At 74.0% G+C, this 24270-nt stretch carries 22 protein-coding genes; 10 read left to right on the forward strand and 12 right to left on the reverse strand.

Features of this window, described 5'->3' with window-relative positions:
* Window positions 1-20 precede the first annotated feature (20 nt).
* From AC0GKK_RS07340 to AC0GKK_RS07350, 3 genes are all read left to right on the forward strand, one after another.
* Window positions 21-593 carry a toxin-antitoxin system HicB family antitoxin gene (locus tag AC0GKK_RS07340; protein WP_489883455.1) on the forward strand — a complete coding sequence of 191 codons (573 nt, stop codon included), beginning with the start codon at window positions 21-23 and terminating at the stop codon, window positions 591-593.
* Window positions 590-1801, forward strand: a complete 1212-nt coding sequence (locus tag AC0GKK_RS07345) for a DUF4097 family beta strand repeat-containing protein (RefSeq protein WP_489883456.1) — start codon at window positions 590-592, stop codon at window positions 1799-1801. Before AC0GKK_RS07340 ends, AC0GKK_RS07345 begins: the two co-directional genes overlap by 4 nt.
* Window positions 1802-1866: 65 nt before the next feature.
* Window positions 1867-2091: a hypothetical protein gene (locus AC0GKK_RS07350; protein ID WP_489883457.1), complete on the forward strand. Its 225-nt coding sequence runs from the start codon at window positions 1867-1869 to the stop codon at window positions 2089-2091.
* 4 nt (window positions 2092-2095) lie between these two features.
* Here AC0GKK_RS07350 and AC0GKK_RS07355 read toward each other — a convergent pair whose 3' ends face one another.
* Both AC0GKK_RS07355 and AC0GKK_RS07360 read right to left on the reverse strand, forming a co-directional pair.
* Window positions 2096-3343: a winged helix-turn-helix domain-containing protein gene (locus AC0GKK_RS07355; protein WP_489883458.1), complete on the reverse strand. Its 1248-nt coding sequence runs from the start codon at window positions 3341-3343 to the stop codon at window positions 2096-2098.
* Window positions 3344-3461: 118 nt separating this feature from the next.
* Window positions 3462-4355, reverse strand: a complete 894-nt coding sequence (locus AC0GKK_RS07360) for a dioxygenase family protein (RefSeq protein WP_489883459.1) — start codon at window positions 4353-4355, stop codon at window positions 3462-3464.
* A 169-nt stretch (window positions 4356-4524) separates the two neighbouring features.
* On the opposite strand from AC0GKK_RS07360, the gene AC0GKK_RS07365 reads away from it, so the two are divergent.
* A complete protein-coding gene (locus tag AC0GKK_RS07365) occupies window positions 4525-5055 on the forward strand; it encodes a GNAT family N-acetyltransferase (protein ID WP_489883460.1) in 531 nt (176 codons plus the stop codon).
* A 4-nt stretch (window positions 5056-5059) separates the two neighbouring features.
* Here AC0GKK_RS07365 and dapB read toward each other — a convergent pair whose 3' ends face one another.
* Together dapB and AC0GKK_RS07375 are read right to left on the reverse strand one after the other, a co-directional pair.
* Complete coding sequence (gene dapB / locus AC0GKK_RS07370) at window positions 5060-5764, reverse strand: 4-hydroxy-tetrahydrodipicolinate reductase (RefSeq protein WP_062404383.1); 705 nt, start codon at window positions 5762-5764, stop codon at window positions 5060-5062.
* Window positions 5765-5955: 191 nt separating this feature from the next.
* Window positions 5956-6435 carry a DUF456 domain-containing protein gene (locus AC0GKK_RS07375; RefSeq protein ID WP_062401153.1) on the reverse strand — a complete coding sequence of 160 codons (480 nt, stop codon included), beginning with the start codon at window positions 6433-6435 and terminating at the stop codon, window positions 5956-5958.
* A 230-nt stretch (window positions 6436-6665) separates the two neighbouring features.
* On the opposite strand from AC0GKK_RS07375, the gene AC0GKK_RS07380 reads away from it, so the two are divergent.
* Genes AC0GKK_RS07380 through AC0GKK_RS07395 form a run of 4 tightly spaced genes read left to right on the forward strand, consistent with a single transcriptional unit; the run spans window position 6666 to window position 12409 of the window.
* Window positions 6666-7649 (forward strand): ABC transporter permease, encoded by a 984-nt coding sequence (locus AC0GKK_RS07380; protein ID WP_489883461.1) that lies wholly within the window; start codon window positions 6666-6668, stop codon window positions 7647-7649.
* A gap of 1 nt (window position 7650) precedes the next feature.
* On the forward strand, window positions 7651-8607 hold the full coding sequence (locus AC0GKK_RS07385; RefSeq protein WP_178376794.1) for an ABC transporter permease: 957 nt from the start codon (window positions 7651-7653) through the stop codon (window positions 8605-8607).
* The gene (locus AC0GKK_RS07390) at window positions 8604-10676 is read left to right on the forward strand and encodes an ABC transporter ATP-binding protein (protein ID WP_489883462.1); all 2073 of its coding nucleotides are present in this window, start codon (window positions 8604-8606) and stop codon (window positions 10674-10676) included. The genes AC0GKK_RS07385 and AC0GKK_RS07390 overlap by 4 nt, the downstream gene beginning before the upstream one ends.
* Before the next feature lie 44 nt (window positions 10677-10720).
* Complete coding sequence (locus tag AC0GKK_RS07395) at window positions 10721-12409, forward strand: ABC transporter family substrate-binding protein (RefSeq protein ID WP_218623120.1); 1689 nt, start codon at window positions 10721-10723, stop codon at window positions 12407-12409.
* 150 nt (window positions 12410-12559) lie between these two features.
* Here the strand turns inward: AC0GKK_RS07395 and AC0GKK_RS07400 are convergent, their stop codons facing one another.
* From AC0GKK_RS07400 to AC0GKK_RS07435, 8 genes are all read right to left on the reverse strand, one after another.
* Complete coding sequence (locus AC0GKK_RS07400; protein WP_489883994.1) at window positions 12560-13870, reverse strand: M16 family metallopeptidase; 1311 nt, start codon at window positions 13868-13870, stop codon at window positions 12560-12562.
* A 79-nt stretch (window positions 13871-13949) separates the two neighbouring features.
* Entirely contained in the window at window positions 13950-16235 is a 2286-nt protein-coding gene (locus tag AC0GKK_RS07405) for a polyribonucleotide nucleotidyltransferase (protein WP_405418556.1), read from the reverse strand.
* 242 nt (window positions 16236-16477) lie between these two features.
* The gene (rpsO, locus tag AC0GKK_RS07410; RefSeq protein ID WP_020621572.1) at window positions 16478-16747 is read right to left on the reverse strand and encodes a 30S ribosomal protein S15; all 270 of its coding nucleotides are present in this window, start codon (window positions 16745-16747) and stop codon (window positions 16478-16480) included.
* A 167-nt stretch (window positions 16748-16914) separates the two neighbouring features.
* The gene (locus AC0GKK_RS07415) at window positions 16915-17445 is read right to left on the reverse strand and encodes a 2'-5' RNA ligase family protein (RefSeq protein ID WP_489883463.1); all 531 of its coding nucleotides are present in this window, start codon (window positions 17443-17445) and stop codon (window positions 16915-16917) included.
* Window positions 17446-17457: 12 nt separating this feature from the next.
* On the reverse strand, window positions 17458-17997 hold the full coding sequence (locus AC0GKK_RS07420) for a hypothetical protein (protein WP_489883464.1): 540 nt from the start codon (window positions 17995-17997) through the stop codon (window positions 17458-17460).
* Between the two features lie 65 nt (window positions 17998-18062).
* Complete coding sequence (locus AC0GKK_RS07425; RefSeq protein WP_489883465.1) at window positions 18063-19025, reverse strand: bifunctional riboflavin kinase/FAD synthetase; 963 nt, start codon at window positions 19023-19025, stop codon at window positions 18063-18065.
* Window positions 19026-19089: 64 nt separating this feature from the next.
* Entirely contained in the window at window positions 19090-19986 is an 897-nt protein-coding gene (gene truB / locus AC0GKK_RS07430; RefSeq protein WP_489883466.1) for a tRNA pseudouridine(55) synthase TruB, read from the reverse strand.
* A 9-nt stretch (window positions 19987-19995) separates the two neighbouring features.
* A complete protein-coding gene (locus AC0GKK_RS07435; protein WP_489883467.1) occupies window positions 19996-20655 on the reverse strand; it encodes a response regulator transcription factor in 660 nt (219 codons plus the stop codon).
* 118 nt (window positions 20656-20773) lie between these two features.
* Between AC0GKK_RS07435 and AC0GKK_RS07440 the strand changes: the two genes are divergently transcribed.
* Both AC0GKK_RS07440 and AC0GKK_RS07445 read left to right on the forward strand, forming a co-directional pair.
* Window positions 20774-22246: a cation:dicarboxylate symporter family transporter gene (locus AC0GKK_RS07440; protein ID WP_179760696.1), complete on the forward strand. Its 1473-nt coding sequence runs from the start codon at window positions 20774-20776 to the stop codon at window positions 22244-22246.
* Window positions 22247-22367: 121 nt separating this feature from the next.
* Window positions 22368-24146: a sensor histidine kinase gene (locus tag AC0GKK_RS07445; protein WP_482636935.1), complete on the forward strand. Its 1779-nt coding sequence runs from the start codon at window positions 22368-22370 to the stop codon at window positions 24144-24146.
* The last annotated feature ends 124 nt before the right edge of the window (window positions 24147-24270 follow it).

Here is a 24270-nt window from a genome sequence, read left to right on the forward strand (position 1 = left end):
AGTGACGCCATAGTGGTGTCATGGACCTCACGCCGTATGTCGCGCAGCTGCGCGACGATCTCGCTGCCGCGGCGGCCGCGGGTGACGAGCAGACCCGCCGCACGGCGGCCCTGCTCGGCTCCGCGATCGAGCCCGCCGCCCGGCTCGCGATCATGAACGCCCTGTCCGACCTGGCCTCGGAGGCGACCGCCGCGCTCGGCGACCGCTCGGTCGAGGTCCGCCTGCACGGCCGGGAGGTGCGCGTGTCGGTGTCCGGGGGTGACCCGGAGCCCGGGCACGCCCCCACCCCGGACCCGGCCCCGGCGAGCGAGGGGACCTCGCCGTTCGGCGGCTTCCCGTTCGGCGGCGGCGCCTCCGGTGGCCCGGCCTCCGGTGGCTCGCCGTTCTCCGGTGACGCCGGGGACATCAGCCGGGTCACCCTGCGCATCGTCGAGCAGATCAAGGCCCAGGCCGAGCGTGCCGCCCAGTCCCAGGGCGTCTCGCTCAACACCTGGGTGTCCCAGGCGGTGCAGGGGGCACTGGCCGGCGCGGAGGGACGCACCGGCCGTCCGCACCGTGACGGGCGCAACCTGAGGGGATGGGTGCAGGGATGAGCGACGAGCGGACGGGCCCCGGGCCGGACGACGGCAGCGGTGACGCCACGCACGGCGGCGACGCCCACACCGGCTCCGACAGCGGCCCCGGCGGGGAGGGCGGCGGCTCCCCCGGCGCGAGCGGCGCCGACGGCGGCGGCACCGGCCCCGCGCCGACCGGCGACACCGACAGCGCGGGCTCCGGCGGCGCAGGCTCCGGCGGCGCGGGAGGCGACCACGGCTCCACGGGCGGCACCGGCCCCGCCGGCACCCCCTCCCGCAGCGAGCGGTTCGACTGCGCCGGCGCCGCCGAGATCGAGGTGACGACCGGCGCCGGCCGGGTCCGGATCGACCTGGTCGACGGGGCCGGCGAGGTCCGCGCGGAGGTCACCGCCGACCGCAGCGCCGCGCCGTGGTCCGGCGGCCTCGGCGGGCTGCTGGACTGGATCGGCAGCTCGATGACCGGCGGCTCCGGCGTGCCCCGGGCCGGGGTGGGCTGGTCCGGCCGCGGGTTCGACCCGATCGTCGGCGCCCCGTGGGAGGCCACCGGCGACCCGTCGGCGGACGCCGTCGACGCCGTCACCGTCGAGTGGTCGGCCTCGTCGCGACGCCTGGTGGTGCGCGGGCCGGACGACCCGGCCCTCGGCGCGGTGCCGCTCGTGGTCACCGTCTCCGCCCCCGCCGGGTCGCGGCCCGCGGTGCGGACCGGCGCGGCCTCGGTCGAGCTGACCGGCCGGGCGTCCTGGGCCGCGGTGCGGACCGGGTCCGGCGCGGCCCGCGTGGCCCAGGTGCACGGCGACGCCGACGTCACCACCGGGTCGGGGTCGATCGACCTGGGCACGTGCTCGGGCCGGGCGCATCTGCGTGCCGGCTCCGGCAGCGTCGAGGCCGGGTCGCTCGGCGGCGCGTCGCGCATCCGGACCGGCAGCGGCGACGTCCGCGTCGGCGAGCTCACCGCGGACCTCGAGGTGCGCTCGGGGTCGGGGGACGTCGTCGTCGCCGACGCGGTCTCCGGTGACGTCCGGCTCGGCACCGGGTCGGGGTCGGTCCGGGTCGGGGTGCACTCCGGTGTGGCCGCCGAGCTGGACCTGTCGACCGGGTCGGGCCGCGCCCGATCCGAGCTCGACGTCCGCCACGACACCCCGTCCACGGCGCCCGCGGTGCGGCTGTCCGGACGCACCGGCAGCGGCGACGTCCTCGTGACCCGGGCGTCGGCCGCCGCGGTCTGACCCTGCGACGGTACCTCGCTTGTCGAGATGATCGGCGAACGAGGTACCGACGTAGGCTCGGCGTCGTGGACCGCACGCCGGAGTGCGCGATCCGCTCCGCCACGGGCGACGAACCGCACCGCGCGGTCGAGCCCGGGCGCGCCGAGGCCGCGGCCGTCGTCGTCGGCTACCTGCGGGCACTCGACGTGCCATGGGCGCTGTCGGCGTTCCCGGTGCCGGCCGACGCCACCGAGGAGCAGGTCGCCGAGCACCTGGACACGATCGCCGTGTTCCGCCTCGATCCCGCCTGACCCCTCAGCGGGCGGCGACCTCGGCACGGAGCTCGGCGGCCAGATCGCCCCGCTCCCCCACGGCGACGCCGTCGAGCCCGAGCCAGCGCGCCATCGTCGCGAGCTCCCCGGCCAGCTCGGCCGCGATCCGCGGGCGCGGGGCGCTCGCCCCGGGCTCGGCGAACGCGCCGGGCACCCGCAGCACCCCGGCCGCCCGGTCGGCCTTGAGGTCGACCCGGCCGACGAGCTCGCCGTCGAGCAGGAACGGGAAGACGTAGTAGCCGTACTCCCGCTTCGGCTCCGGCACGTAGATCTCGATGCGGTAGCGGAACCCGAAGATCCGCTCGGTCCGGTCCCGCTCCCACACCAGCGGGTCGAACGGGCACAGCAGCGCCCGCCCGGTCACCGCGCGCGGCACCCGGGCCGCCGGGTCCCGGTAGGCGGGCCGGTCCCAGCCGCGCACGCTCACCGGCTCCAGGGCACCCGCGTCGACCAGCTCGGCGATCGCGGTGCGGGTGCGGTCCGGGCCGAGACGGTAGTAGTCGCGCAGGTCGGTCTCGGTGCCGATCCCCAGCGCCGACGCGGACTTGGCCACGAGCTCGCGAGCGGCGTCCGCCGGGTCCGGCCCGGGCAGTGCCAGGATCTCCGGCGGCAGGACCCGCGAGGGCAGGTCGTAGCGGCGTTCGAAGTGGACGCGCGTGCCGACCGACAGCTCCCCCGTCGCGAACAGGTACTCGCAGACCCGCTTGACCTCCGAGCGTTCCCACCAGGTCGCGCCGGGCGGGCGCGGACGCACCTCACCGGCCCGGCCGGCCGGGGCCAGCGCCTTCTCGATCGCCCCGGCGCCCATCGGCCCCGCCTCCGCGACGACGTCGAGGATGTCCCCGGCCAGCCGCGGGTGCTTCTCCAGCAGCGGTCCGTAGTGCTTCCACCACCGCCGCGGCAGCGTCTCGTGGGAGAGCAGCGGCCGGTCGACGACCGGGACGAGGCTCGCCTCGTGCGCCCAGGTCTCCACCAGCAGCCGCGGGCGGCGCGCGTCGGGCGACCAGGCGGCGTCGTCGAGGAGGGCCGCGGGATAGGCACCGAGCCTGCTGAACAGCGGCATGTAGTGCGCGCGCACCGCGATGTTGACCGAGTCGAGCTGCAGCAGCTTCACCCGGTCCAGCACCCGCCCGAGATGACGACGGGTGACCGGCCCGGACGGCCGCGGGTCGGTGAAACCCTGGGCCGCGAGGAACGTCCGACGGGCGACGTCGGCGGAGATCGTGCGCACGGCCGGGATGCTGCCACGGGGCACCGACAGGATCCGGTACCGCCCGGACCGGCGGCCGGGCCGCACCACACCCGGCGGTACCGGACCCGCGGCACCGCGCCGGGTGACTTCCGGCCGGTCAGCTGCCGGGCGGCGGGCCTCCGGGGCCGCCGGCGCCCGGCCCGCCCCCGCCCGGGGCGCCACCCGCGGTCGGCTCGGTGGACAGATCGACGGCGGCGGTCAGTGCGACCGTGTAGCCCGTGGCCGGATCGCCGGTGACGGTCGCGAGCTGGAGGGCGCCGCCGTCGTCGCCGAAGACGTTGTCGGACGCCAGGCTCAGCTCGGCCAGGTTGGACACCGACTGCTCGTATCCCGTGGTGGCGTAGACGGTGTCGCAGTCGGCCTGCGGCAGGGCGACCTGCGAGGTGGCGACCGCGTTGGCGGCGTCGGTGATGTCGGCCTCGGAGGGGTAGACCTCGAAGTGGATGTGCGGCCAGCGCCCCGTGTAGCAGGCCGGGAAGATGCTGGTGAAGCGCACCTTCCCGTCGCTGCCGGCGACCTGGACCCCTCGCAGGTAGTTCTCGTCCTCCAGCCCCTCGGAGTACAGGGAGTACCGACCGTCGCGATCGCAGTGCCAGACGTAGACCGCGGCACCCGCCATGCCCGCGGCGGCCATGTCGGTGATCGTCAGCTCGAGGGTCATCGGCACCCCGGCCGCGGTCGCCGAGCCGGTGCCGAAGCTCGACCGGATGTCGCTGCGGACCACCCCGGACTCGGTGAGCACGTTCGCACCGTTGGTGCCGTCACCGGGGTACGGGCCGGCCGTCTCGTCCGGGATCTCGCCGGTCGTGGTCGCGGTCGTCGCCGACGGAGCCGCGGTGCCGCAGGCCGCGAGCCCTGCGGTGACGGCGCCGACGCCGAGCACGGCCAGCATGCGGCGCCTGCTCAGCAGGGTGCCGAGGTCGAACCCGAGGCCCTGGTCGACGACCTCGTCGTCGGGGCGGGGCAGATCACGGCCCTGGTAGCGGGGCATGGCGGGTCCTCCGGTGCGTCGTCGTGCGGAACTGTCGTGCGGAACCTGTCGTACGGAACCGACGACGACGGTAGGAACCGGGCATGGGACGCGGATCGGAACGACCTGTGCGCCGGCTGTGCACCCGGGCGGTGACGCCGGCGACCAGGGCGCACGGTAGGCATGTCCCATGGCCACCGCGACCGTCCGCCCCGCCACCGACGACGACGTCGGCGCGATCATGGCGATCCAGGACCGCACCTGGCGCACCGCCTACGCCGGGCTGCTGCCCGAGGAGGCGTTCGCCGGGCTCACCTCGGACGCCGCACGCTCGCACTGGAGCGACGCCGTGCACGCCGGGGACGGCTTCCACCTGTTCGTCGCCGTCGAGGGGGACGAAACCGTCGGGTTCGCCGCCGCCGCCCGCTACGCCGGGGCCGACGGGCTGGCGATCGCCGAGGTCAGCACGCTGCTCGTGGAGCCGCGCTGGGGCAGGCGCGGGCACGGCGGTCGGCTGCTCGCCGCCGCCGCGGCCGCGCTGCGGGAGTCCGGCTCGGACTCGGGGCGCACCTGGGTGGCCGAGGCCGACGCCGCCTCACGGAACTTCTACAGCCGCGCCGGCTGGGCGCCCGACGGCGCGGTGCGCACGCTGGACACCGGCACGTCGACGCTGCGCGAGGTCCGCCACTCCGGGACGCTGGACCTGCACCTGGTCGGCTGAGGGCTCAGCCGAGCCCGAGCAGCGGCTCCAGGCCGATCGTCAGGCCGGGGCGGTCGCGGACGGCGCGCACCGCGAGCAGCACGCCCGGCATGAAGCTGGTCCGGTTCATCGAGTCGTGGCGCAGTGTGAGCACCTCACCGTCGGTGCCGAGGATGACCTCCTGGTGCGCGATCAGCCCGGGCATCCGGACCGCGTGCACGTGGACGCCTTCGACGACCGCGCCGCGGGCGCCGTGCGGGTCGTCGGTGGTGGCGTCGGGTACCTCGCCGAGTCCGGCCTCGCGTCGTGCCGCGCCGATCACCGACGCGGTCCGCGCGGCGGTACCGGACGGCGCGTCGACCTTGCCGGCGTGGTGCAGCTCGACGACCTCGGCGGAGTCGAAGAAGCGGGCGGCCTGCGCCGCGAAGTGCATCATCAGCACGGCGCCGACCCCGAAGTTCGGGGCGACGAGCACGCTGCCGGAGCCGCGCTCGTCGAGGATCGCGCGGACCTCGTCGAACCTGGCGGCGTCGAAGCCGCTGGTCCCGACGACGGGCGCGACCCCGCGCGCCAGGCACTCGCGGATGTTGGCGATCGCGGCGCCGGGGTGGGTGAAGTCCACGGCGACGTCGGCGCCGTCGAGGGCGGACAGGTCGTCGCCCGCGTCCAGCGCGGCGACCAGCTCGGTGTCCCCGGCGGCCTCGACCGCCCGGCACACCTCGGAGCCCATCCGGCCCTTCGCCCCGAGGACCGCCACCTTGATCGTCCCGCTCACCCGTACACCTCGCGCACCTCGACGTCGTGGACCGCCGCGGAGTCTATGCAGCGACCCGGCGTGATCCCGGATCCGGCACCGGACCGGTCGCACGCCGGTGCGGACGGGGCCCGGTCCGCGACCGCGGGGCACGGTCGGCCGGGGCCTCAGCCGACGACCAGGCCGCCGATCCACACCGCGACCGTCACCAGCCCGGCCGCGAGCTCGATGAGGATGCTCCAGCCGACGGCGGTGAGCGCCTCGCGTGCCGAGCGCCAGGCGGTGGCGGCGTCGGGCAGGCGGGCCAGCTCGGCCAGCCACACCCCGAGCACGAACCCGAGGAACAGCCCGACGACGGGCACGACGAAGAACCCGACGACGCCGAGCGCGAGCCCGGCGAGCAGGGTGCGGGTCGGTACCCCGGAGGCCTTCAGCCGTCGCCCGGGGAGCAGGTACTTCGCGACCTGACCGGCGACGGTCACGAGCACCGCGATGCCGAGCACCCACCAGCCGACCGCGTCGCCGCGCGGGACCGCCCAGACCGCCACCCCGCCGACGATCAGCAGCGGCCCGGGCAGCACGGGCAGCACGATCCCGGCCAGGCCGACGAGCATCATCAGGCCGGCGACGACGGCGAGGGCGGTCATGGCGCCCAGCCTGCCAGCAGGTCACACGCGTCGAGCGGACGAACCCGCGGTGACGACCGGCTGTCATCATCACGAATGGGTAAACGCTGTGAACCGGGTCTACCGATTTCTGGTACTGGCGTGCCAGCCTCGATGTGACCCGAAACAGTGACACCCGCTCACCTGCGGTCGTCCCACCACCCGCGCGCTGCCGGTCACCACCGCACCGCGGACGAACAGAGAAGAGCAGCGTGCTCCGGTACCTCCTGCGCAGGGGCGCCGGGTGGCTCGCGATGATCGTCGTCGCGACCAACCTGGTCTACTTCCTCGCGAACTCGTTCCTCGACCCCCGGGTCAACTACCTGCAGTTGCGACCGCCGCGCACCGACGCGGAGATCGCCCGGTCGCTGGGCCAGTACAACCTGGACTCGAACGTCCCGGTCCTGGAGCGGTGGTGGATCTGGGTCACCGGGATCGTGACCCGCTGGGACTGGGGCACCAGCCCGATCGGCGACCCGGTGAACGCGCAGGTGGCGTTCCGCGTCGTGGTGTCCGGGCAGCTGGTGTTCTTCTCGCTGCTGCTGTCGATCGTGATCGGGGTGGCGCTCGGGGTCTACTCGGCCCAGCGCCAGTACCGGCTCGGTGACCGCGCCGCCCAGCTGACCTCGGTGTTCACCCTGAACATCCCGTCGGCGGTCGCGGCGCTGGCGGTCGTGTTCGTCGCCATCGCGATCAACCAGGGTGTCGGCGGGACGCTGTTCTACGTCGCGGGGTCCGAGTCGCCCGGGGTCACCGGGTTCTGGCCGCTGCTCCTCGACCGGGCCCAGCACCTGGTGCTGCCGACGATCTCGCTGCTGGTCATCTCCTACGCGGGTTACCACCTGCTGCAGCGCTCGATGCTGCTCGACGTGGTCAACTCCGACTACGTGCGGACCGCACGGGCCAAGGGGCTGACCCGCAGGCAGGCCATCCGGCGTCACGGGCTGCGCAGCTCGATGATCCCGGTGGCCACGCAGGTGGCATTCGCGATCCCGGCGCTGTTCACCGGTGCGGTGATCACCGAGAAGACCTTCGCCTGGCAGGGCATGGGCGACTACTTCATCCGCACCATCTCGACCAACGACATCCACGGCGTCGTCGCCACGGCGGCGTTCGGCGCGGTGACGACGGCGGTCGGCGCCATGCTCGCCGACATCGCGGTCGTCGCCCTCGACCCGAGGGTGCGGGTGGGCTGACATGAGCCTGAACATGCCCGAGCTCGCCCCCACGGTCGGCGACGGCGCCGACGACGGCCCCGGGGCCACCGCGCCCCGCCGTCGCCGGGGCGCCCGCGCCGCACTGGTCTGGCGCCGCTACCGGCGCAACCGGCCCGCGATGGCCGGCCTGGTCGTCTTCGGACTGCTGGTGCTGTTCTCCCTGGTCGGCGGCTTCCTCTCCCCCTACGACCACACCGACGTCGACTTCGCGGCGCTGACCGCGGCGCCGTCGCTGGACCATCCGCTGGGCACCACCGCCGGCGGCAACGACGTCTACGCCCAGGCCGTGCACGGCCTGCAGCGCTCGCTGACCATCGCCGTCACGGTCTCGCTGCTGACCACCCTGATCGCCGCGGTGGTCGGGGCGGGCGCGGCCTACCTGGGCGGCGGGCGGACCTGGGCGCGGCGCGGCGAGCGCGCTCTGCTCACCGTCGTCCACTTCCTGATGGTGGTGCCGTCGTTCCTGATCCTGGCGCTGGCCTCGCAGTGGGGGTCGGGCGACTACCGGATCCTGATCGTCGCGCTGACCCTGCTGGGCTGGATGACCACCGCCCGCGTGGTCTGGACGGTCGCGACGACGCTGCGCGAGCGCGAGTACGTCTCGGCCGCCCGCTTCATGGGCGTGTCCGGACCGGGGATCGTGTTCCGCCACCTCATCCCGAACATCGGCTCGCTGCTCATCGTCACCTTCACCCTGAACGTGGCGAGCACCGTGCAGAGCGAGACGGCGCTGTCGTTCATCGGGTTCGGCGTGCAGATCCCCGACGTCTCGCTGGGCACCATGCTCGCCGACGGCGGCTCGTCGATGGCGACCGCGCCGTGGATCTTCATCGTGCCGTCGGTGCTGCTGGTGCTGCTGACGGCGTCGCTCGCGTTCGTCGGCGACGGTCTGCGCGACGCCCTCGACCCGACGTCGCGCGCGGGGGGCAGGGCATGAGCACCCCCGTGCTGTCCGTGCGCGACCTGACCGTCGCGTTCCCCTCCGAGGCCGGCCGGGTGGAGGCCGTCCGCGGTGTCGGCTTCGACCTGCTGCCCGGGCGCACGCTCGGCATCGTCGGCGAGTCCGGGTCCGGCAAGTCGGTGACCTCGCTGGCCGTGATGGGACTGCTGCCCGAGTCTGCGTCGGTGACGGGCTCGATCACCCTGTCCGGCCGCGAGCTGGTCGGGCTGTCCGACGAGGCGATGTCCGGGATCCGCGGCGACGACATCGGGATGATCTTCCAGGACCCGCTGTCCTCGCTCACCCCGATCTTCACCGTCGGCGACCAGCTCGTCGAGGCGATGCAGATCCACCGCGACATCGGCCGGGCGAAGGCCCGCGAGCGTGCGGTCGAGCTGCTCGACCTGGTCGGCATCCCCGACCCCCGGCGACGCGTGCGCGCCTTCCCCCACGAGTTCTCCGGCGGCATGCGCCAGCGCGTCATGATCGCGATGGCGATCGCGAATGACCCGACCGTGATCATCGCCGACGAGCCGACGACCGCCCTGGACGTCACCGTGCAGGCGCAGATCCTCGACGTGCTGAAGGTGGCGCGCGACGAGACCGGCGCGGCCGTCGTCATGATCACCCACGACCTGGGCGTGGTCGCCGGGGTCGCCGACGACGTGCTCGTCATGTACGCCGGGCGCCCGGTCGAGACCGCCCCGGTGGACAAGCTGTTCGCCGCGCCGCGGATGCCGTACACGATCGGCCTGCTGGGCGCGGTCCCCCGCGTCGACAGCGTCGAGCGACGCCCGCTGGTCCCGGTGCCCGGCAGCCCGCCCGCGCCGACCGACCTGCCGCCGGGCTGCCCGTTCGCGCCGCGCTGCCCGGTCGCCGTCGACGCCTGCCGCACCGCGGAGCCCCCGCTGGTGCCGGTCCCGGGCCGCGACGGCCACGCCGCCGCCTGCGTGCGGACCGGCGAGATCGTCGACGGCGCGATCGGTGGCGAGCCGGTGTTCGCGGTCCCCGACCTGCCCCTCGGCGACGACCGCGCCGGCGACCGCGAGGACCGTCCCGCGGTGCTGTCGGTGCAGCACCTGCGCAAGACGTTCCCGCTGATGAAGGGGTCCCTGGTGCGGCGCCGGGTCGGGACGGTGCACGCCGTCGCCGACGTCGACCTCGACATCCGCCGCGGCGAGACCCTCGGCCTGGTCGGCGAGTCCGGCTGCGGCAAGACGACGACGCTGCTGGAGATCATGAACCTGCTCCCGCCGGAGGGCGGGACGATCGAGGTCGCGGGCACCGACGTCGCGACACTGCGCGGCCGCGCCGACATCGCCGCGCTGCGCCGGGAGATCCAGATCGTCTTCCAGGACCCGATGGGGGCGCTCGACCCGCGGATGACGGTCGGCGACATCCTCACCGAGCCGCTGCGGGCGGCCGGCTGGACCGACCGGGGGCGGGTCGCCACCCGGGTCGACGAGCTGATGGCGCTGGTCGGCCTGGACCCGGAGCACGTGGACCGGTTCCCGGCGGCGTTCTCCGGCGGGCAGCGCCAGCGCATCGGGATCGCCCGCGCGCTGGCGACGAAGCCGTCGCTGCTGGTGCTCGACGAGCCGGTGTCCGCCCTCGACGTCTCGGTGCAGGCGGGGGTGCTGAACCTGCTCACCGAGCTGCAGCGTGAGCTGGGGCTGAGCTACCTGTTCGTCGCGCACGACCTGTCGGTGGTGCGGCACGTCGCGGACCGGGTCGCGGTCATGTACCTGGGCCGGATCGTGGAGTCCGGCGCGGTCGCCGATGTGTTCGGCAACCCGCAGCACCCCTATACGCAGGCGCTGCTGTCGGCGATCCCGGTGCCGGACCCGCAGGTGGAACGCACCCGGCAGCGGGTGGTGCTCTCCGGGGACCTGCCCAGCCCGACCGACGACGCGCCGGGCTGTGCGTTCCTGGGCCGCTGCCCGCTGGCCCGGACGCTGTCCGAGCAGGAGCGGTCCCGCTGCGCCGGGGAGACCCCCGCGCTGACGGTCAAGGACGGCGCCAGCGACGCCGACTCCGACCACCGCAACGCCTGCCACTTCCGCTGAACCACCTCCCACCCCGACACCGGGGGACCGAACGAAGGAGAGACATGCGCAGACCGATCCGACGCGGGGCGATGACCGCCGCCGTCGCGGCGCTGGCCCTGGTGCTGGCGGGCTGTGGCGGGGGTGGCTCCGGCGGGCCCGCGCAGACGGGCGAGTCGCTGTCCACGACGCCGTCGTACAACGCCCAGCCGTACGAGAACGTCAAGGACGGCGGCCAGGTCACCCTGCCGTTCCGTTCGGACCTGAACCCGCAGTTCAACGTCTTCCAAGGCGACATGACCACGGACACCCGGCTCGCCTGGGGGTTCTACAACCCGATGGTCATCACCTTCACGCCCACCGGGGACCCGGTCATCAACCCGGACTACGTGACGAAGGCGGACGCCGTCGACAACGCCGGAAAGACCACCGTCACCTACACGATCAACCCGAAGGCCGTGTTCAACGACGGCACGCCGATCGACTGGCGGGCGTTCGAGGCCACCTGGAAGGCCGACAACGGGAAGGACACCGCCTTCATCCCGAACTCCACCGACGGCTACGACCGGATCACCTCGGTGACCCGCGGCGCCGACGACAAGCAGGCCGTCGTCACCTTCAACGGGCCCAACCCGTGGTGGCAGAGCCTGTTCAACCAGCTCGTCCACCCGAAGGCGGCCACCCCGGACGTCTTCAACAAGGGCTACCTGAACAACCCGCACCCCGAGTGGGGCGCCGGCCCGTACACCGTGGCGAACTACGACAAGCAGAACTCCACCATCACCTTCGAGCGCAACCCCAAGTGGTGGGGCAAGAAGGGCAAGCTGGACCGCATCACCCTGGTCCAGATGGAGCAGCAGGCCAAGATCAACGCCTTCCGGAACGGCCAGCTCGACGCCACCGAGGCCGAGTCCGCCGACTTCCTCGCCCAGGCCCGCTCGGTGCCGAACGCCGACATCCGCATCTCCGGGACCCCGGCGAACTACCTGCTGATGCTCAACAGCACCACGCCGATCCTGAAGGACCCGGCCGTCCGCAAGGCCGTGTTCGACACCATCGACCGCGCACAGCTCGCCAAGATCGCCTTCCAGGGACTGGACTACACCGAGGACCTCGGCGGCTCCCTGACCCTGCAGCCCTACCAGAAGGGCTACCAGGACAACCTCGCGAGCGCCGTCACGTTCGACCCCGAGGCCGCGAAGCAGGGGCTCGACGCGGCGGGCTGGGTCGCCGGCCCGGACGGCGTGCGCACCAAGGGCGGGCAGAAGCTGACCTTCACCTACGTGCAGACCGGTGACACCCCGACCAAGCGCGCCTCGTCCGGCGCCATGGTGGCGATGCTGAAGAACATCGGCGTCGACCTGCAGGTCCGCGTCGTCCCGTCGACCGACTTCTCGAAGGTCCTGGCGAACAAGGAGTTCGACATGGTCTTCCTCGGGTTCAAGTCCTCCGACCCGTACGGCGTGGCCTACATCTGCCAGCAGTACTGCTCGGACTCGACGCTGAACAGCTCCGGCACCGGCACCCCGGAGCTCGACGCCGAGCTGCGCAAGGTCAACACCCTGCCCACCGCCGACGAGCAGTACGCCGCGGCCGCCACGGCCGAGAAGAAGGCGCTCGCCACCTACGGCGTGCTGCCGGTCTACTCCGGCCCGAGCATCTGGGCGACCAAGCCCGGGCTCGCGAACTGGGGTTCGGCGCTGTTCGCCTTCCCGCCGCTGCCCGAGACCCTCGGCTGGCAGAACGGCTCCTGATCGACGACCCCGTGACGGGCACAGAGCCCCGGACCGCCCGGTCCGGGGCTCTGCCCGTCTCACACCCACCACCCCGGGTGCCCCGAGGGTCACTCTCGGGGCCGTAGAAGCCACGAGAGTGACCCTCGGGGCAGGTTCGGGGGAGGTCGGTCAGGCCAGGTCGCGCAGCGCGGCGGGGAGGTCGTCCACGTCGCCGTAGGGGCCCACCACGGCCGCGGTGAGCGGCTGGGCCAGCAGCTCCCCCGCCAGTGCGGCGACCTCGGCCGGGGTGACGGCGTCGATCCGGGCCAGGCTGTCGGCCAGCGACCGCTGCCGCCCGTGGTCCAGCTCGGCGCGGCCGAGCCGGTTCATCCGTGACGCGGTGTCCTCGCAGCCCAGCACCAGGCCGCCGCGCAGGGCGCCCCGGGCACGGACGACCTCGGCCTCGGTCAGGCCGTCGGCCGCGACCTCGGCGAGCACGTCACGCACGACCGCGACGACCTCGCCCAGCCGCTCCGGGGCGCACCCGGCGTACACCGACAGCGCGCCGGCGTCGGCGTAGCGGACGGTCGAGGAGTAGACCTGGTAGGCCAGTCCGCGCTGCTCGCGGACCTGCTGGAACAGCCGCGAGGACAGTCCCCCGCCGAGGGCGGAGTTCAGCACCGCCAGCACCGGCAGGCCGCGCCCGGCCCGGCCCGCGGTGGGCACGCCGAGCATCATGTGGGCCTGCTCGGAGTCGTCGTCGAGCAGGCCGAGGGCTCCGGTGCGCACGGGGCGGGCCCCGGTCGCCGTCCGCGGCGGCACCGGGCGCGCGCCGGTGTGGCCCTGCGCCGCACGGTCCAGTGCGGCGGCGACGAGCTCCGCGACGTGGTCGTGGTCCAGGTTCCCGGCCGCGGCGACGACCATCCGCGGCGCCGTGTACTCCCCGCGCCAGAAGCTGTGCAGGGTGTCGCGGCTCATCGCCCGGATCGAGTCCTCGGAGCCGATCACCGGGCGCCCGAGCGGGTGGTCGCCGAACAGGGTCTCGTCGAACAGGTCGCCGAGCAGGTCCTCAGGGTCGTCGTCGCGCATCGAGATCTCCTCGAGCACGACGCCCCGTTCCAGCGCGACGTCGGTGTGGGCCAGCTCGGCGTCGGTGACGACGTCGGCCAGCACGTCCACCGCCAGCGCCACGTCGGTGTCGAGGACGTGGGCGTAGTAGCAGGTGTGTTCCTTGGCGGTGAACGCGTTCAGCTCACCGCCGACGGCGTCCATCTCCTCGGCGATGCCTGCCGCGGTGCGCCGCCGGGTGCCCTTGAAGAGCAGGTGTTCCAGGAAGTGTGCGGCGCCGGCCTGCTCGGGGGTCTCGTCGACCGAGCCGATCCCGATCCAGATGCCCAGCGCGACCGAGCGGACGCCCGGCACCGTCTCGGTGACGAGCCGGACCCCGCCGGGCAGGTCGCTGCGGCGGACCGTGTCGGTGGTGTCGTCGGCGGTGGCCACGGGCGGCGGGGACACGCGGGCGGCGGCCCGGGAGGAGTCCCGGGCCGCCGCCGCGTGGTCGTTCTCAGGTGCCAACAGTTCAGCTCGGGTTGGCGGCCTCGGCCGGGGCCTCGGCGTCGACGGCGACCTCGGCGGCCGGGGCCTCGGTGACGTCCGCGGAGGCGGACTCCTCGACCACCGGGATCAGCGAGATCTTGCCGCGGTTGTCGATGTCGGTGACCTCGACGCGCAGCTTGTCGCCGACCTTGACGACGTCCTCGACCTTGCTGATCCGCTTCCCGTTGCCGAGCTTCGAGATGTGGACCAGGCCGTCCTTGCCGGGGACGAGCGAGACGAAGGCACCGAACGCGGCGGCCTTGACCACCGTGCCGAGGAACCGCTCGCCGACCTTCGGCAGCTGCGGGTTGGCGATCGCGTTGATCATGCCGATCGCCTCCTCCGCGGAGGGGCCGTCGTTCGCACCGACGTAGATCGTGCCGTCGTCCTCGATCGAGATGTCGGCGCCGGTCTTCTCGGTGATCGAGTTGATCATCTTGCCCTTCGGGCCGATGACCTCGCCGATCTTGTCGACCGGGACCTTCACCGCGGTGACCCGCGGCGCGTACTTGCTCATCTCGTCCGGGCCGTCGATGGCCTCGCCGATCACCTCGAGGATGGTCAGGCGGGCGTCCTTGGCCTGGTTCAGCGCGGCGGCGAGCACCTCGGACGGGATGCCGTCCAGCTTGGTGTCCAGCTGCAGCGCCGTGACGAACTCCTTGGTCCCGGCGACCTTGAAGTCCATGTCGCCGAACGCGTCCTCGGCACCGAGGATGTCGGTCAGCGCGACGTAGCGCGTCTGGCCGTCGACCTCGTCGGACACCAGGCCCATCGCGATGCCCGCGACCGGCGCCTTCAGCGGCACACCGGCGTTGAGCAGCGACATCGTGGACGCGCAGACCGAGCCCATCGAGGTCGAGCCGTTCGAGCCGAGGGCCTCGGAGACCTGGCGGATCGCGTAGGGGAACTCCTCGCGGTTCGGCAGGACCGGGATCAGGGCCCGCTCGGCGAGCGCGCCGTGGCCGATCTCGCGGCGCTTCGGCGAGCCGACACGGCCGGTCTCACCGGTCGAGTACGGCGGGAAGTTGTAGTGGTGCAGGTAGCGCTTGCGCGTCTCCGGCCCCAGCTGGTCGATCTGCTGCTCCATGCGGAGCATGTTCAGCGTGGTGACGCCCATGATCTGGGTCTCGCCACGCTCGAACAGCGCCGAGCCGTGCGCCCGCGGGACGACCTCGACCTCGGCCGACAGCGGCCGGATGTCGGTCAGGCCGCGGCCGTCGATCCGGACCTGGTCGGTCAGGATGCGGCGGCGGACCAGCTTCTTGTTCAGCGAGCGGAAGGCGTTGCCGAGCTCGGACTCGCGGCCGACGAAGCGCTCGCCGAGCTTGTCCAGCACCGACGCCTTGATCTCGTCGGTCCGGGTCTCGCGCTCCTGCTTGCCGGCGATGGTCAGCGCCTGCGCCAGCTCCTGCTCGACGGCCTCGGAGACCGCCTCGAAGGCGTCCGGCTGGTAGGCCGGGAACACCGGGTAGTCGGCGGTCGGCTTGGCCGCGACGTCGGCCAGCTGCTGCTGGGCGACGCACAGGCTGCGGATGAACGGCTTCGCCGCCTCCAGCCCGTCCGCGACGACACCCTCGGTCGGGGCGGTGGCCCCACCGGCGACGAGGTCGATGGTGTTCTCGGTGGCCTCGGCCTCGACCATCATGATCGCGACGTCGTCACCGACGATGCGGCCCGCGACGACCATGTCGAACGCGGCGCGGTCGAGCTGGTCGTGGGTCGGGAAGGCGACCCACTGGGTGTCGGTGCCCGCCTCGTTCGCGATGAGCGCGACGCGGACGCCGCCGACCGGGCCGGAGAACGGCAGGCCGGCGAGCTGGGTGGACGCCGACGCGGCGTTGATCGCCACGACGTCGTAGGGGTCCTTCGGGTCGAGCGACATGACCGTCACGACGACCTGGATCTCGTTGCGGAGACCGTCGACGAAGGACGGGCGCAGCGGGCGGTCGATGAGGCGGCAGGTCAGGATCGCGTCGGTGCCCGGGCGGCCCTCGCGGCGGAAGAACGAGCCGGGGATCCGGCCCGCGGCGTACATCCGCTCCTCGACGTCCACCGTGAGCGGGAAGAAGTCGAACTGGTCCTTCGGCCGCTTCGAGGCGGTCGTGGCGGACAGCAGCATGGTCTCGTCGTCGAGGTACGCGACGACGGACCCGGCGGCCTGGCGGGCGAGCCGGCCGGTCTCGAACCGGACGGTGCGGGTGCCGTAGGTGCCGTTGTCGATGACGGCGGTGCTCTCGTGCACGCCGTCCTCGGAGATGACGTCAGTCATACGGGGGTGTTCTCCTCGTCGTTGGGAGTGGTCTTCGTCTACCCCCACCACCGTGGCGCCGGCTCGATCCCCTGCTGGGCCGGTCTTCGATCGAAGCCCCCGGCCGCGCGTCGCGCTCCGGGGGCCACTACCGAGGACCGGCGGATGTCCGGTCGCCCGAGTGGCGGGCTCTGTTCAGTTGTGTCGCTCGGTGTTACGGAACGACCCGGCACCGGGAACCGGTGCCGGGTCGGCCGGGCGGGTCAGCGGCGCAGACCCAGCTTCTCGATCAGCGCGCGGTAGCGGGCGACGTCCACCTCGCGCAGGTACTTGAGCAGCCGGCGACGACGACCGACCAGCAGCAGCAGGCCGCGCCGGCTGTGGTGGTCGTGCTTGTGCTGCTTCAGGTGCTCGGTCAGGCCGACGATGCGCTGCGTCAGCAGCGCGACCTGGGCCTCGGGGGACCCGGTGTCGGTGGCGTGGGTGCCGTACTGCTCGAGCGTGCTCTTCTTCTCGGCGGTGGTCAGTGCCACTGCTCAACTCCTTCATCCTTGAGACGGTCCGTGGGGCCGTGACGTCCGACGAAACCCGGATGAACCGGGGGGGACGGCAGGAAGTCGGTCTCGGCCGCCACGGACTGCAGCCGGACCCGGTGTGAAACGGTACCAGCGACGGGTGCGCCGACCGCCGCCGACCCGTGTCACCCCGGTGTGCGGTCGGGTGTGCCGGGGCGCAGCGGGACCCGGTGGACCACGGTGTAGCGCGCGCCGGGCTCGCTGCGCACGAGCACCGCCTCCCCCGGTGTCCACCAGGGGCCCGCGGCGATGCCGTCGCCGCCCACGGTCGCGTCCCCGCGGCGCCGGTCCCACCGGGCCAGGGTGACGTGCGGGCGGTACGGCCGGGGCCCCGTCGCACCGGCCCGGGCGGCCAGCTCGGCGAGGGCGCCCGCGGCGGGGCCGTCGCGCTCCTCGACCCCGGCCCACAGCACGCCCGGGAAGGTGCCGGTGCCGGCGATCCGCAGCCGGGGCGCGACGGCGCCGGTCAGCGCGACGTCCAGGGTCGCGGCGCGGGAGTCCGGGTCGTCGTCGCCGTGGAAGCACAGCGTCACGTGCCAGGTCGACGGGCCGGGCCGGCGCGCGCCGTCCGGGAGCGGGGACGGGGCCCCGCCGAGTGCGCGGGTCAGCGCCGCCACCGCCCCGGGCGGCGGCCACAGCGCGGTGAACAGCCGCATCCGCACAGCCTGTCAGCGCCGTCCGGCGGCGGCCCGGCGCAGCACCTCCGCGATCTCCGGGAACGCCGGCGCCAGCTCGGCCGCCGCCGCGACGAGCCGGGCCGGTGCGCTCACCCCGCGCAGCGCGTCCTCCGCGGTCGGCTCGGCCGGGGCCCGTCGCGGTCGCGGCACCGCCGGCCCGGTGGCGGGGGTCTGCTCGGCGCAGCGGCAGGCGCCGGTGGGGCCCCACGGCGTCGGCTCCTGGCGGACCCGGGCCAGCAGCACGTCGCGCTCGGCGTCGGGCACCGGGCCGTGCGCGAGCCGCCGGTCCAGCGCGGTCATCCGGCCCAGCACCGCCGGGTCCCCGATCTTGACCCGGCGCCCACCCGCCAGCTGGGACAGCATCGCCGGGCTCAGCCCGACCGCGGCCGCGAGGCGGGCCTGGGTGATGCCGAGACCGGTCGTGAGCCGGCGGATGCGCTCGTCGAGGGGCTCGCCGTAGATCGCGCTCTGGCGGTCGCGGTTGCGCGCGATCTCCTGCGCCACCGGGTCCGCGGTGCGGAGGTCGTCCATGCCGGACAGCCTCGGCGACCACGCGGTGCGGGCGTGGACGTTCGGCCCCGGCAGGGGGTTTTCACCTAACCCGGAGCCCCGTCGGGTCCGGTCGCGTCGCCGGCCGCGGTGAGGATCTCGCGGCAGGTCGCGACGTCGCGGCCCATCTGCGCGACGAGCGCCTCGATGCCGTCGTAGTGCTCCTGGCCGCGCAGCCGCTCGACGAACTCGACGCCGACCTCGTGGCCGTAGAAGTTCTCGTCGACGTCGAGCACGTAGACCTCGACGGTGCGCACCCGCCCGGAGAACGTGGGGTTGGTCCCCACCGAGACGGCGCCCATCAGGCGGCGGTCGCCGATGCGGAACCAGCCCGCGTAGACGCCGTCGGCGGGGATCGCCGTGTGCGGGGGGCTGGCGACGTTCGCCGTCGGATAGCCCAGGTCACGGCCACGCTTGTGGCCGTGCACGATCACGCCGTCCACCCGGTGCCAGCGGCCCAGCGCGTGCGCGGCGTCGCGGACGGCCCCGGCATCGATGCAGGACCGGATGTAGGTGGAGGAGAAGGTCACGTCGTGGTCGGAGACGAGGTCGAGGGCCTCGCAGGCGAACCCGAAGCGACGGCCCAGCTCGGCGAGGGTCCCGACGTCGCCCTCGGCCCGGTGGCCGAAGGTGAAGTTGCTGCCCACGACGACGACGGCCGCGTGCAGCCGGTCCACCAGCACCTCGTGCGCGAACCCGGCGGGCGCCATCCGGGACAGCGACTCGGTGAACGGGATGACGCAGAAGACGTCCGCGCCCGCCTCGGCCACGAGCTCCGCCCGCCGGTCGAGTGTGGACAGCCGCGCCGGGTGCGTGCCCGGCCGGATCAGCTCGGCCGGGTGCGGGTCGAACGTCACGACGACGGCGGGCAGGCCGCGTTCGTGCGCCCGTTCCACCGCGCGGGCGATCAGCTGCCGGTGTCCCCGGTGCACCCCGTCGAACACGCCGACGGTGACGACGCACCGGCCCCAGCCGGGCGGAACCGCCTCCAGACCACGCCACCGCTGCACGGCCGCGAGCCTAGGCGAACCGGGTGGGATCCCGCGCAGCGGGCGACCGCGGCCGGTCCGGGGCTCAGCCGGCCGGGGCGAGCACGACGACCGGGCGGGCGGCGGCGCCGCGGTCGGCCATCAGGGCCAGCGCGGCGCCGTCCGGGGCGAACACGCCGTAGGTGCCCTCGATCCCGGCCGCGGGCAGCGACTTGCCGAACCGCACGTCGGTGGCGGCGGAGGCGTCGAGGTCGACGCGGGGGAACGCCGTCGCGACGGCCGCGGCGAGGTCCAGCGACAGACCCGGGTCGTCGGCGAGCTGCTCGACGGTGCGCGCGTGCTCCAGGGTGAACGGTCCGACCCGGGTGCGTCGCAGCGCGGTCAGGTGGCCGGCGGAGCCCAGCGCGGCGCCGAGGTCGCGGGCGAGCGCGCGGACGTAGGTGCCCGAGGAGCAGTCGACGGCGACGTCCAGGTCGCACCACGGCCCCTCGCGGCGCACCGCGAGCAGCTCGAAGGCGGACACGGTGACCGGGCGGGCCGGGATCTCGACGGTCTCGCCGTCGCGGACCCGCTGGTAGGCGCGCTTCCCGTCGATCTTGACCGCGGAGACCGCGCTGGGGACCTGCATGATCTCGCCCGTCAGCGCGGCCGTCGCGGCCCGGAGAGCGGCGTCGTCGGCATCGACCGGGACGGGCTCGCCGACGGGCGTGCCCTCGGCGTCGTCGGTGTCGGTGGCCTGCCCGAGGCGCACGGTGGCGGTGTAGGCCTTGGTGTCCAGCGACAGGTGCCCGAGCAGCTTGGTGGCCCGCTCGATGCCGACGACCAGCACCCCGGTCGCCATCGGGTCCAGCGTCCCGGCGTGGCCGACCTTGCGGGTGCCCATGATCCGGCGGAGCTTCCCGACGACGTCGTGACTGGTCGGGCCCCGGTCCTTGTCGACGATCACGAGTCCGGGCGGCGGGGGCGGGTTGCGTGCGGGCACGCCGGGACGCTAACGCGCCAGCCGGTACCCGACTCCACGGACCGTCACCACAACGTCGCGGGTGCCCAGCTTCGACCGCAGCGACGCCACGTGCGCCTCCAGGGTGCGTGCCGCGGAGGCGTCGGCGATCCCCCACACCTGCTCCAGCAACTCGGTACGCGGCAGCACCGCACCCTCGCGGCGGGCGAGCGCGGCGAGCAGGTCGAACTCCTTGCGGGTCAGCGCGACCTCGGCGCCGCCCGCGGTCACCGCGCGCCGGTCGAGGTCGACGACGACGTCGCCGACGCTCACCGTCGCGGCCACCGCCGAGCCGGTGGCACGACGCAGGACGGCCTCGATCCGGGCGACGAGCTCCTCGGTGGAGACCGGCTTGACCAGGTAGTCGTCGGCGCCCGAGCGCAGGCCCTGCACCCGCGCCGCGACGTCGCCGCGGCCGGTGATCGCCAGGATCGGCACCCGGGACCGCTCCCGGATCTCCCGGCAGACGCCGATGCCGTCGCGGTCGGGCAGGCCCATGTCGAGCAGCACCACGTCGGGCTCCCGCTCGGCGACGGCCGCGATGGCCGCGGACCCGCTGGTCACGAGGTCGGTCGGGTAGCCCTGGCGGACGAGGCTGCGGCGCAACGCGTCGCCGAGGATCGCGTCGTCCTCGACCAGCAGCACCCGCACGCCGCCCACCCTAGCCACGCTTTCCTCAAAGCTTCCTCAAGCCCGGTGTCCCCGCGGTTGCCCCACGACACGACCCGACCCCATCGTTTCCCCACCGCACACGTCGAGGAGGACGGACATGGCCGAGGTCGCCAACGCAGACGGCTCGTCCGGGACGGGGTCCACCACCCCCACCCGGACCAAGAAGAAGGTCTACACCCAGCTCTGGTTCTGGGTCATCGTCGGCATCGTCTCCGGGATCCTGGTGGGCTTCCTCGCCCCCGGGTTCGCCAAGGAGACCAAGTGGCTGGCCGACACGTTCGTCCAGATGATCAAGGTCATCATCGGCCCGGTCATCTTCTGCACCGTGGTCGTCGGCATCGCCTCGCTGGGCAACCTGGCCCGCGCCGGCGGTCTCGCCGCCCGGGCGCTGGGCTACTTCCTGGTCATGACCGTCATCGCGCTGACGATGGGGCTCGTCGCGGGCAACGTGTTCCAGCCGGGCGCCGGATTCACCGGCCAGCCGAGCGCGTCCGACCTCGCGAAGGCCACCGACCAGGCCGCGACCGGCAGTCAGGAGTCGGGTGTCATCCCGTTCATCCAGGACTCGCTGCTCCCGCACAGCTTCTTCGGCCCGTTCGTCGAGAACTCGGTGCTGCAGGTCCTGGTGCTGGCGATCCTGTCGGCCTGCGCCATCTCCTCGCTGAACCCGGCCCTGCGCAGCCGCCTGGTCGGCGGCATCGAGGGCATCGCCCAGGTCATCTTCGGCATCATCAAGATCATCATGTGGGCCGCACCGGTCGCCGCGTTCGGCGGCATGGCCTACACCGTCGGCCAGATGGGCGGCGGGTCGCTGGTCAACCTGCTCAAGCTGATGGCCGTGTTCTGGGGCACCTGCGCGGTGTTCGTGGTCGTCGTCCTCGGCGCGGTCTCCTGGGCCGCCGGGTTCAACGTCTTCAAGGTCATCCGGCTGATCAAGGACGAGCTGCTGATCATCGTCGGCACCTCGTCGTCGGAGTCGGTGCTCCCCCGCTTCCTCACGAAGCTCCAGTCCGCCGGTGCGTCGAAGCAGACCGTCGGCATGGTCATCCCGACCGGCTACTCGTTCAACCTCGACGGCACCTGCATCTACCTGACCCTGGGTGCGCTGTTCATCATCCAGGCCGGGGGCGAGGTCCTGCCGATCGGCGCGCAGATCGCGCTGGCCGTGCTCATGGTGCTGACCTCGAAGGGCGCCGCCGGTGTCACCGGCGCCGGGCTGGTCACCCTGGCCGCGTCGCTGCAGGCCTTCGGCGGGGAGTTCTTCACCCCCGAGGCCATCGTCGTCGGCCTCGCGCTGATCGTCGGCATCGACCGCATGATGTCCGAGGGCCGGGCGCTGACCAACGCGATCGGCAACGTCGTCGCCACCCTGGTCGTCGCCCGCTGGAACGGCGAGCTCGACCGTGAGCGGCTCGCCGCGGTGCTCGACGACCCGACGCTGGTCGAGGCCGACATGGAGGCCGCGCACGGTGGCGGGGCCGCGGACGCCGAGATCGACGAGGCCGCCGACGGCGCCGCGAAGCCGGACGCGGACGAGTCCCGTCGCGAGAAGGTCGGCGCGGGCTCCTGACCGGGCACGTCCTCCTCCCATGACCGTCGCACCCCCGCGGAGCCCCGAGGCCCGCGGGGGTGTCGACGTCCCGGCCGGTGCACGGGTCCCACTGCCGCCCCCGCGGTGGCAGGCTGGGCCCGTGCGCCGGCCGCTCCGTTCCTCCCCGCCGCTGCGCCGCTCGCGGCTGGTGCGGCGGCTGTTCCTGCTGCAGGTCGTCACCGTGCTGCTGACCGTCGGCGGGCTCGCCGCGCTCGGCGGCTACGGGGCGAGCCGCCTGGAGCACGACGCCGCGGGCCGGCTCACCACCGGGATCGCGCTGTCGCTCGCCTCGGACCCCGAGGTCGTCGACGCCGTCCGCGACGGCGGCGGTCTCGCCGCCCTCTCCGCCCGCCTCCAGCCCATCGCCGAGCGGGTCCGGCGGGCCACCACCACCGGCTTCATCGTCGTGATGTCCCCGCAGGGCATCCGCTACAGCCACTACAACCCCGACGAGATCGGGCTGCCCTACCAGGGCAACATCGCCCCCGCGCTGGCCGGGCGGACCTCGACCGAGGTCTACACCGGCACCCTCGGGCCCTCGGTTCGCACCGTCACCCCGGTCCTGGTCGACGGCCGGATCGCCGCCGTCGTGTCCGTCGGCGTGCTGCAGACCCGGATCAGCGACCTCGCCCTGCGCTCGCTGCCCGGGATCGTCGCGGCCGCCGCGGCGGCGGTGCTCGTCGGCTCGGGGCTGGCGGTGCTGCTGGCCCGGCGGCTGCGCCGCCAGACCCTGGGGCTGGAGCCCGAGGACATCACCGCCGCCTACACCCACCACGAGGCGGTGCTGCACGCCGTCGGCGAGGGGCTGCTGGTCGTCGACGGCGACGGGCGGCTCGTCGTCGTCAACGCCGAGGCCCGGCGGCTGCTCGGCCTGCCCGGCCACGACTCCCCCGACGACCCCGCCGTACCGGGGCGGCCGCTCGCAGGCCTCGGCATGGATCCTGCCGTCGCCGCCGTGCTCACGAGCGGGCTGCGCTCGGACCTGCGTGACCGGGCCGCCCTGGCCGGGGAGCGGGTGCTGCTGGTCAACAGCAGGCACGCCGGGCCGGCCGCGGGCCCGGGGACGCGGGTGTTCACGCTGCGCGACCGCACCGAGCTGGCCGGGGTGCTGCGCGAGCGCGACGAGGCCCGCGACACCGTCGCCGCGCTGTCGGGCCAGGCCCACGAGTTCGGCAACCGGATGCAGACCGTCCTGACCTTGATCGAGCTCGGCGACACCGCCGACGCCGCGAAGGCCGGAACCGCCGCGCTCGACCGCACCCGCGGCCCCGCCGCGCAGGTCGTGGCCGCGGTCTACGACCCGGTCCTCGCCGCGCTGCTCGCGGACAAGGCGTGGCAGGCCGCCGAGCAGGACGTCATCCTGACCGTCACCGACACCTGCGACCCCGGCGTCCTGCCGGACCTGCGGCTGCCGTTCGCCGCGGACGACCTGGTCTCGCTGGCCGGGAACCTCGTCGACAACGCGATCGAGGTGGTCGCCGGGCGCACCGGGGAGCGGTCGGTCGCGGTCGCGCTGAGCACCCCTCCGGACGACCGCGAGCTGCGGCTGGAGGTCGCCGACAGCGGTCCCGGCGTGCCCGAGGACACCGCCCGCGAGCTGTTCACCTTCGGGTTCAGCACCCGGGCCACGCGCGGCGGCCGCCCCCGCGGCATCGGGCTGGCCCTGGTCGACCGGATCGCCCGCCGCCTCGGCGGATCGGTGACGGTCGGTACCCGCGACGACGGCAGCGGCGCCGTGTTCACCGTGCGGCTGCCGCTCCCGGCCGGGTCCCCCGGGGACGACGGGAACACCGGGCCGCCGGAGGACCCCGGGGCGCCGCTCCACCGGCCGGGTGCCGCCGTCCACCGTCCGGAGACCCCGGCCACCGACCGGGGCTGAACCCCGCCACCACCGGGCCCCAGGCGGGAGGAGCGCCGCGCGGGACGTGGCTCGGTGCCCCGTCCCGGAACCGCCGAGTGGCACGTCATGCACCTCCGGACCTCGTCACCGGGTGCCTGGTGTG

The sequence above is a fragment of the Pseudonocardia sp. P-1 genome, from assembly GCF_058111925.1.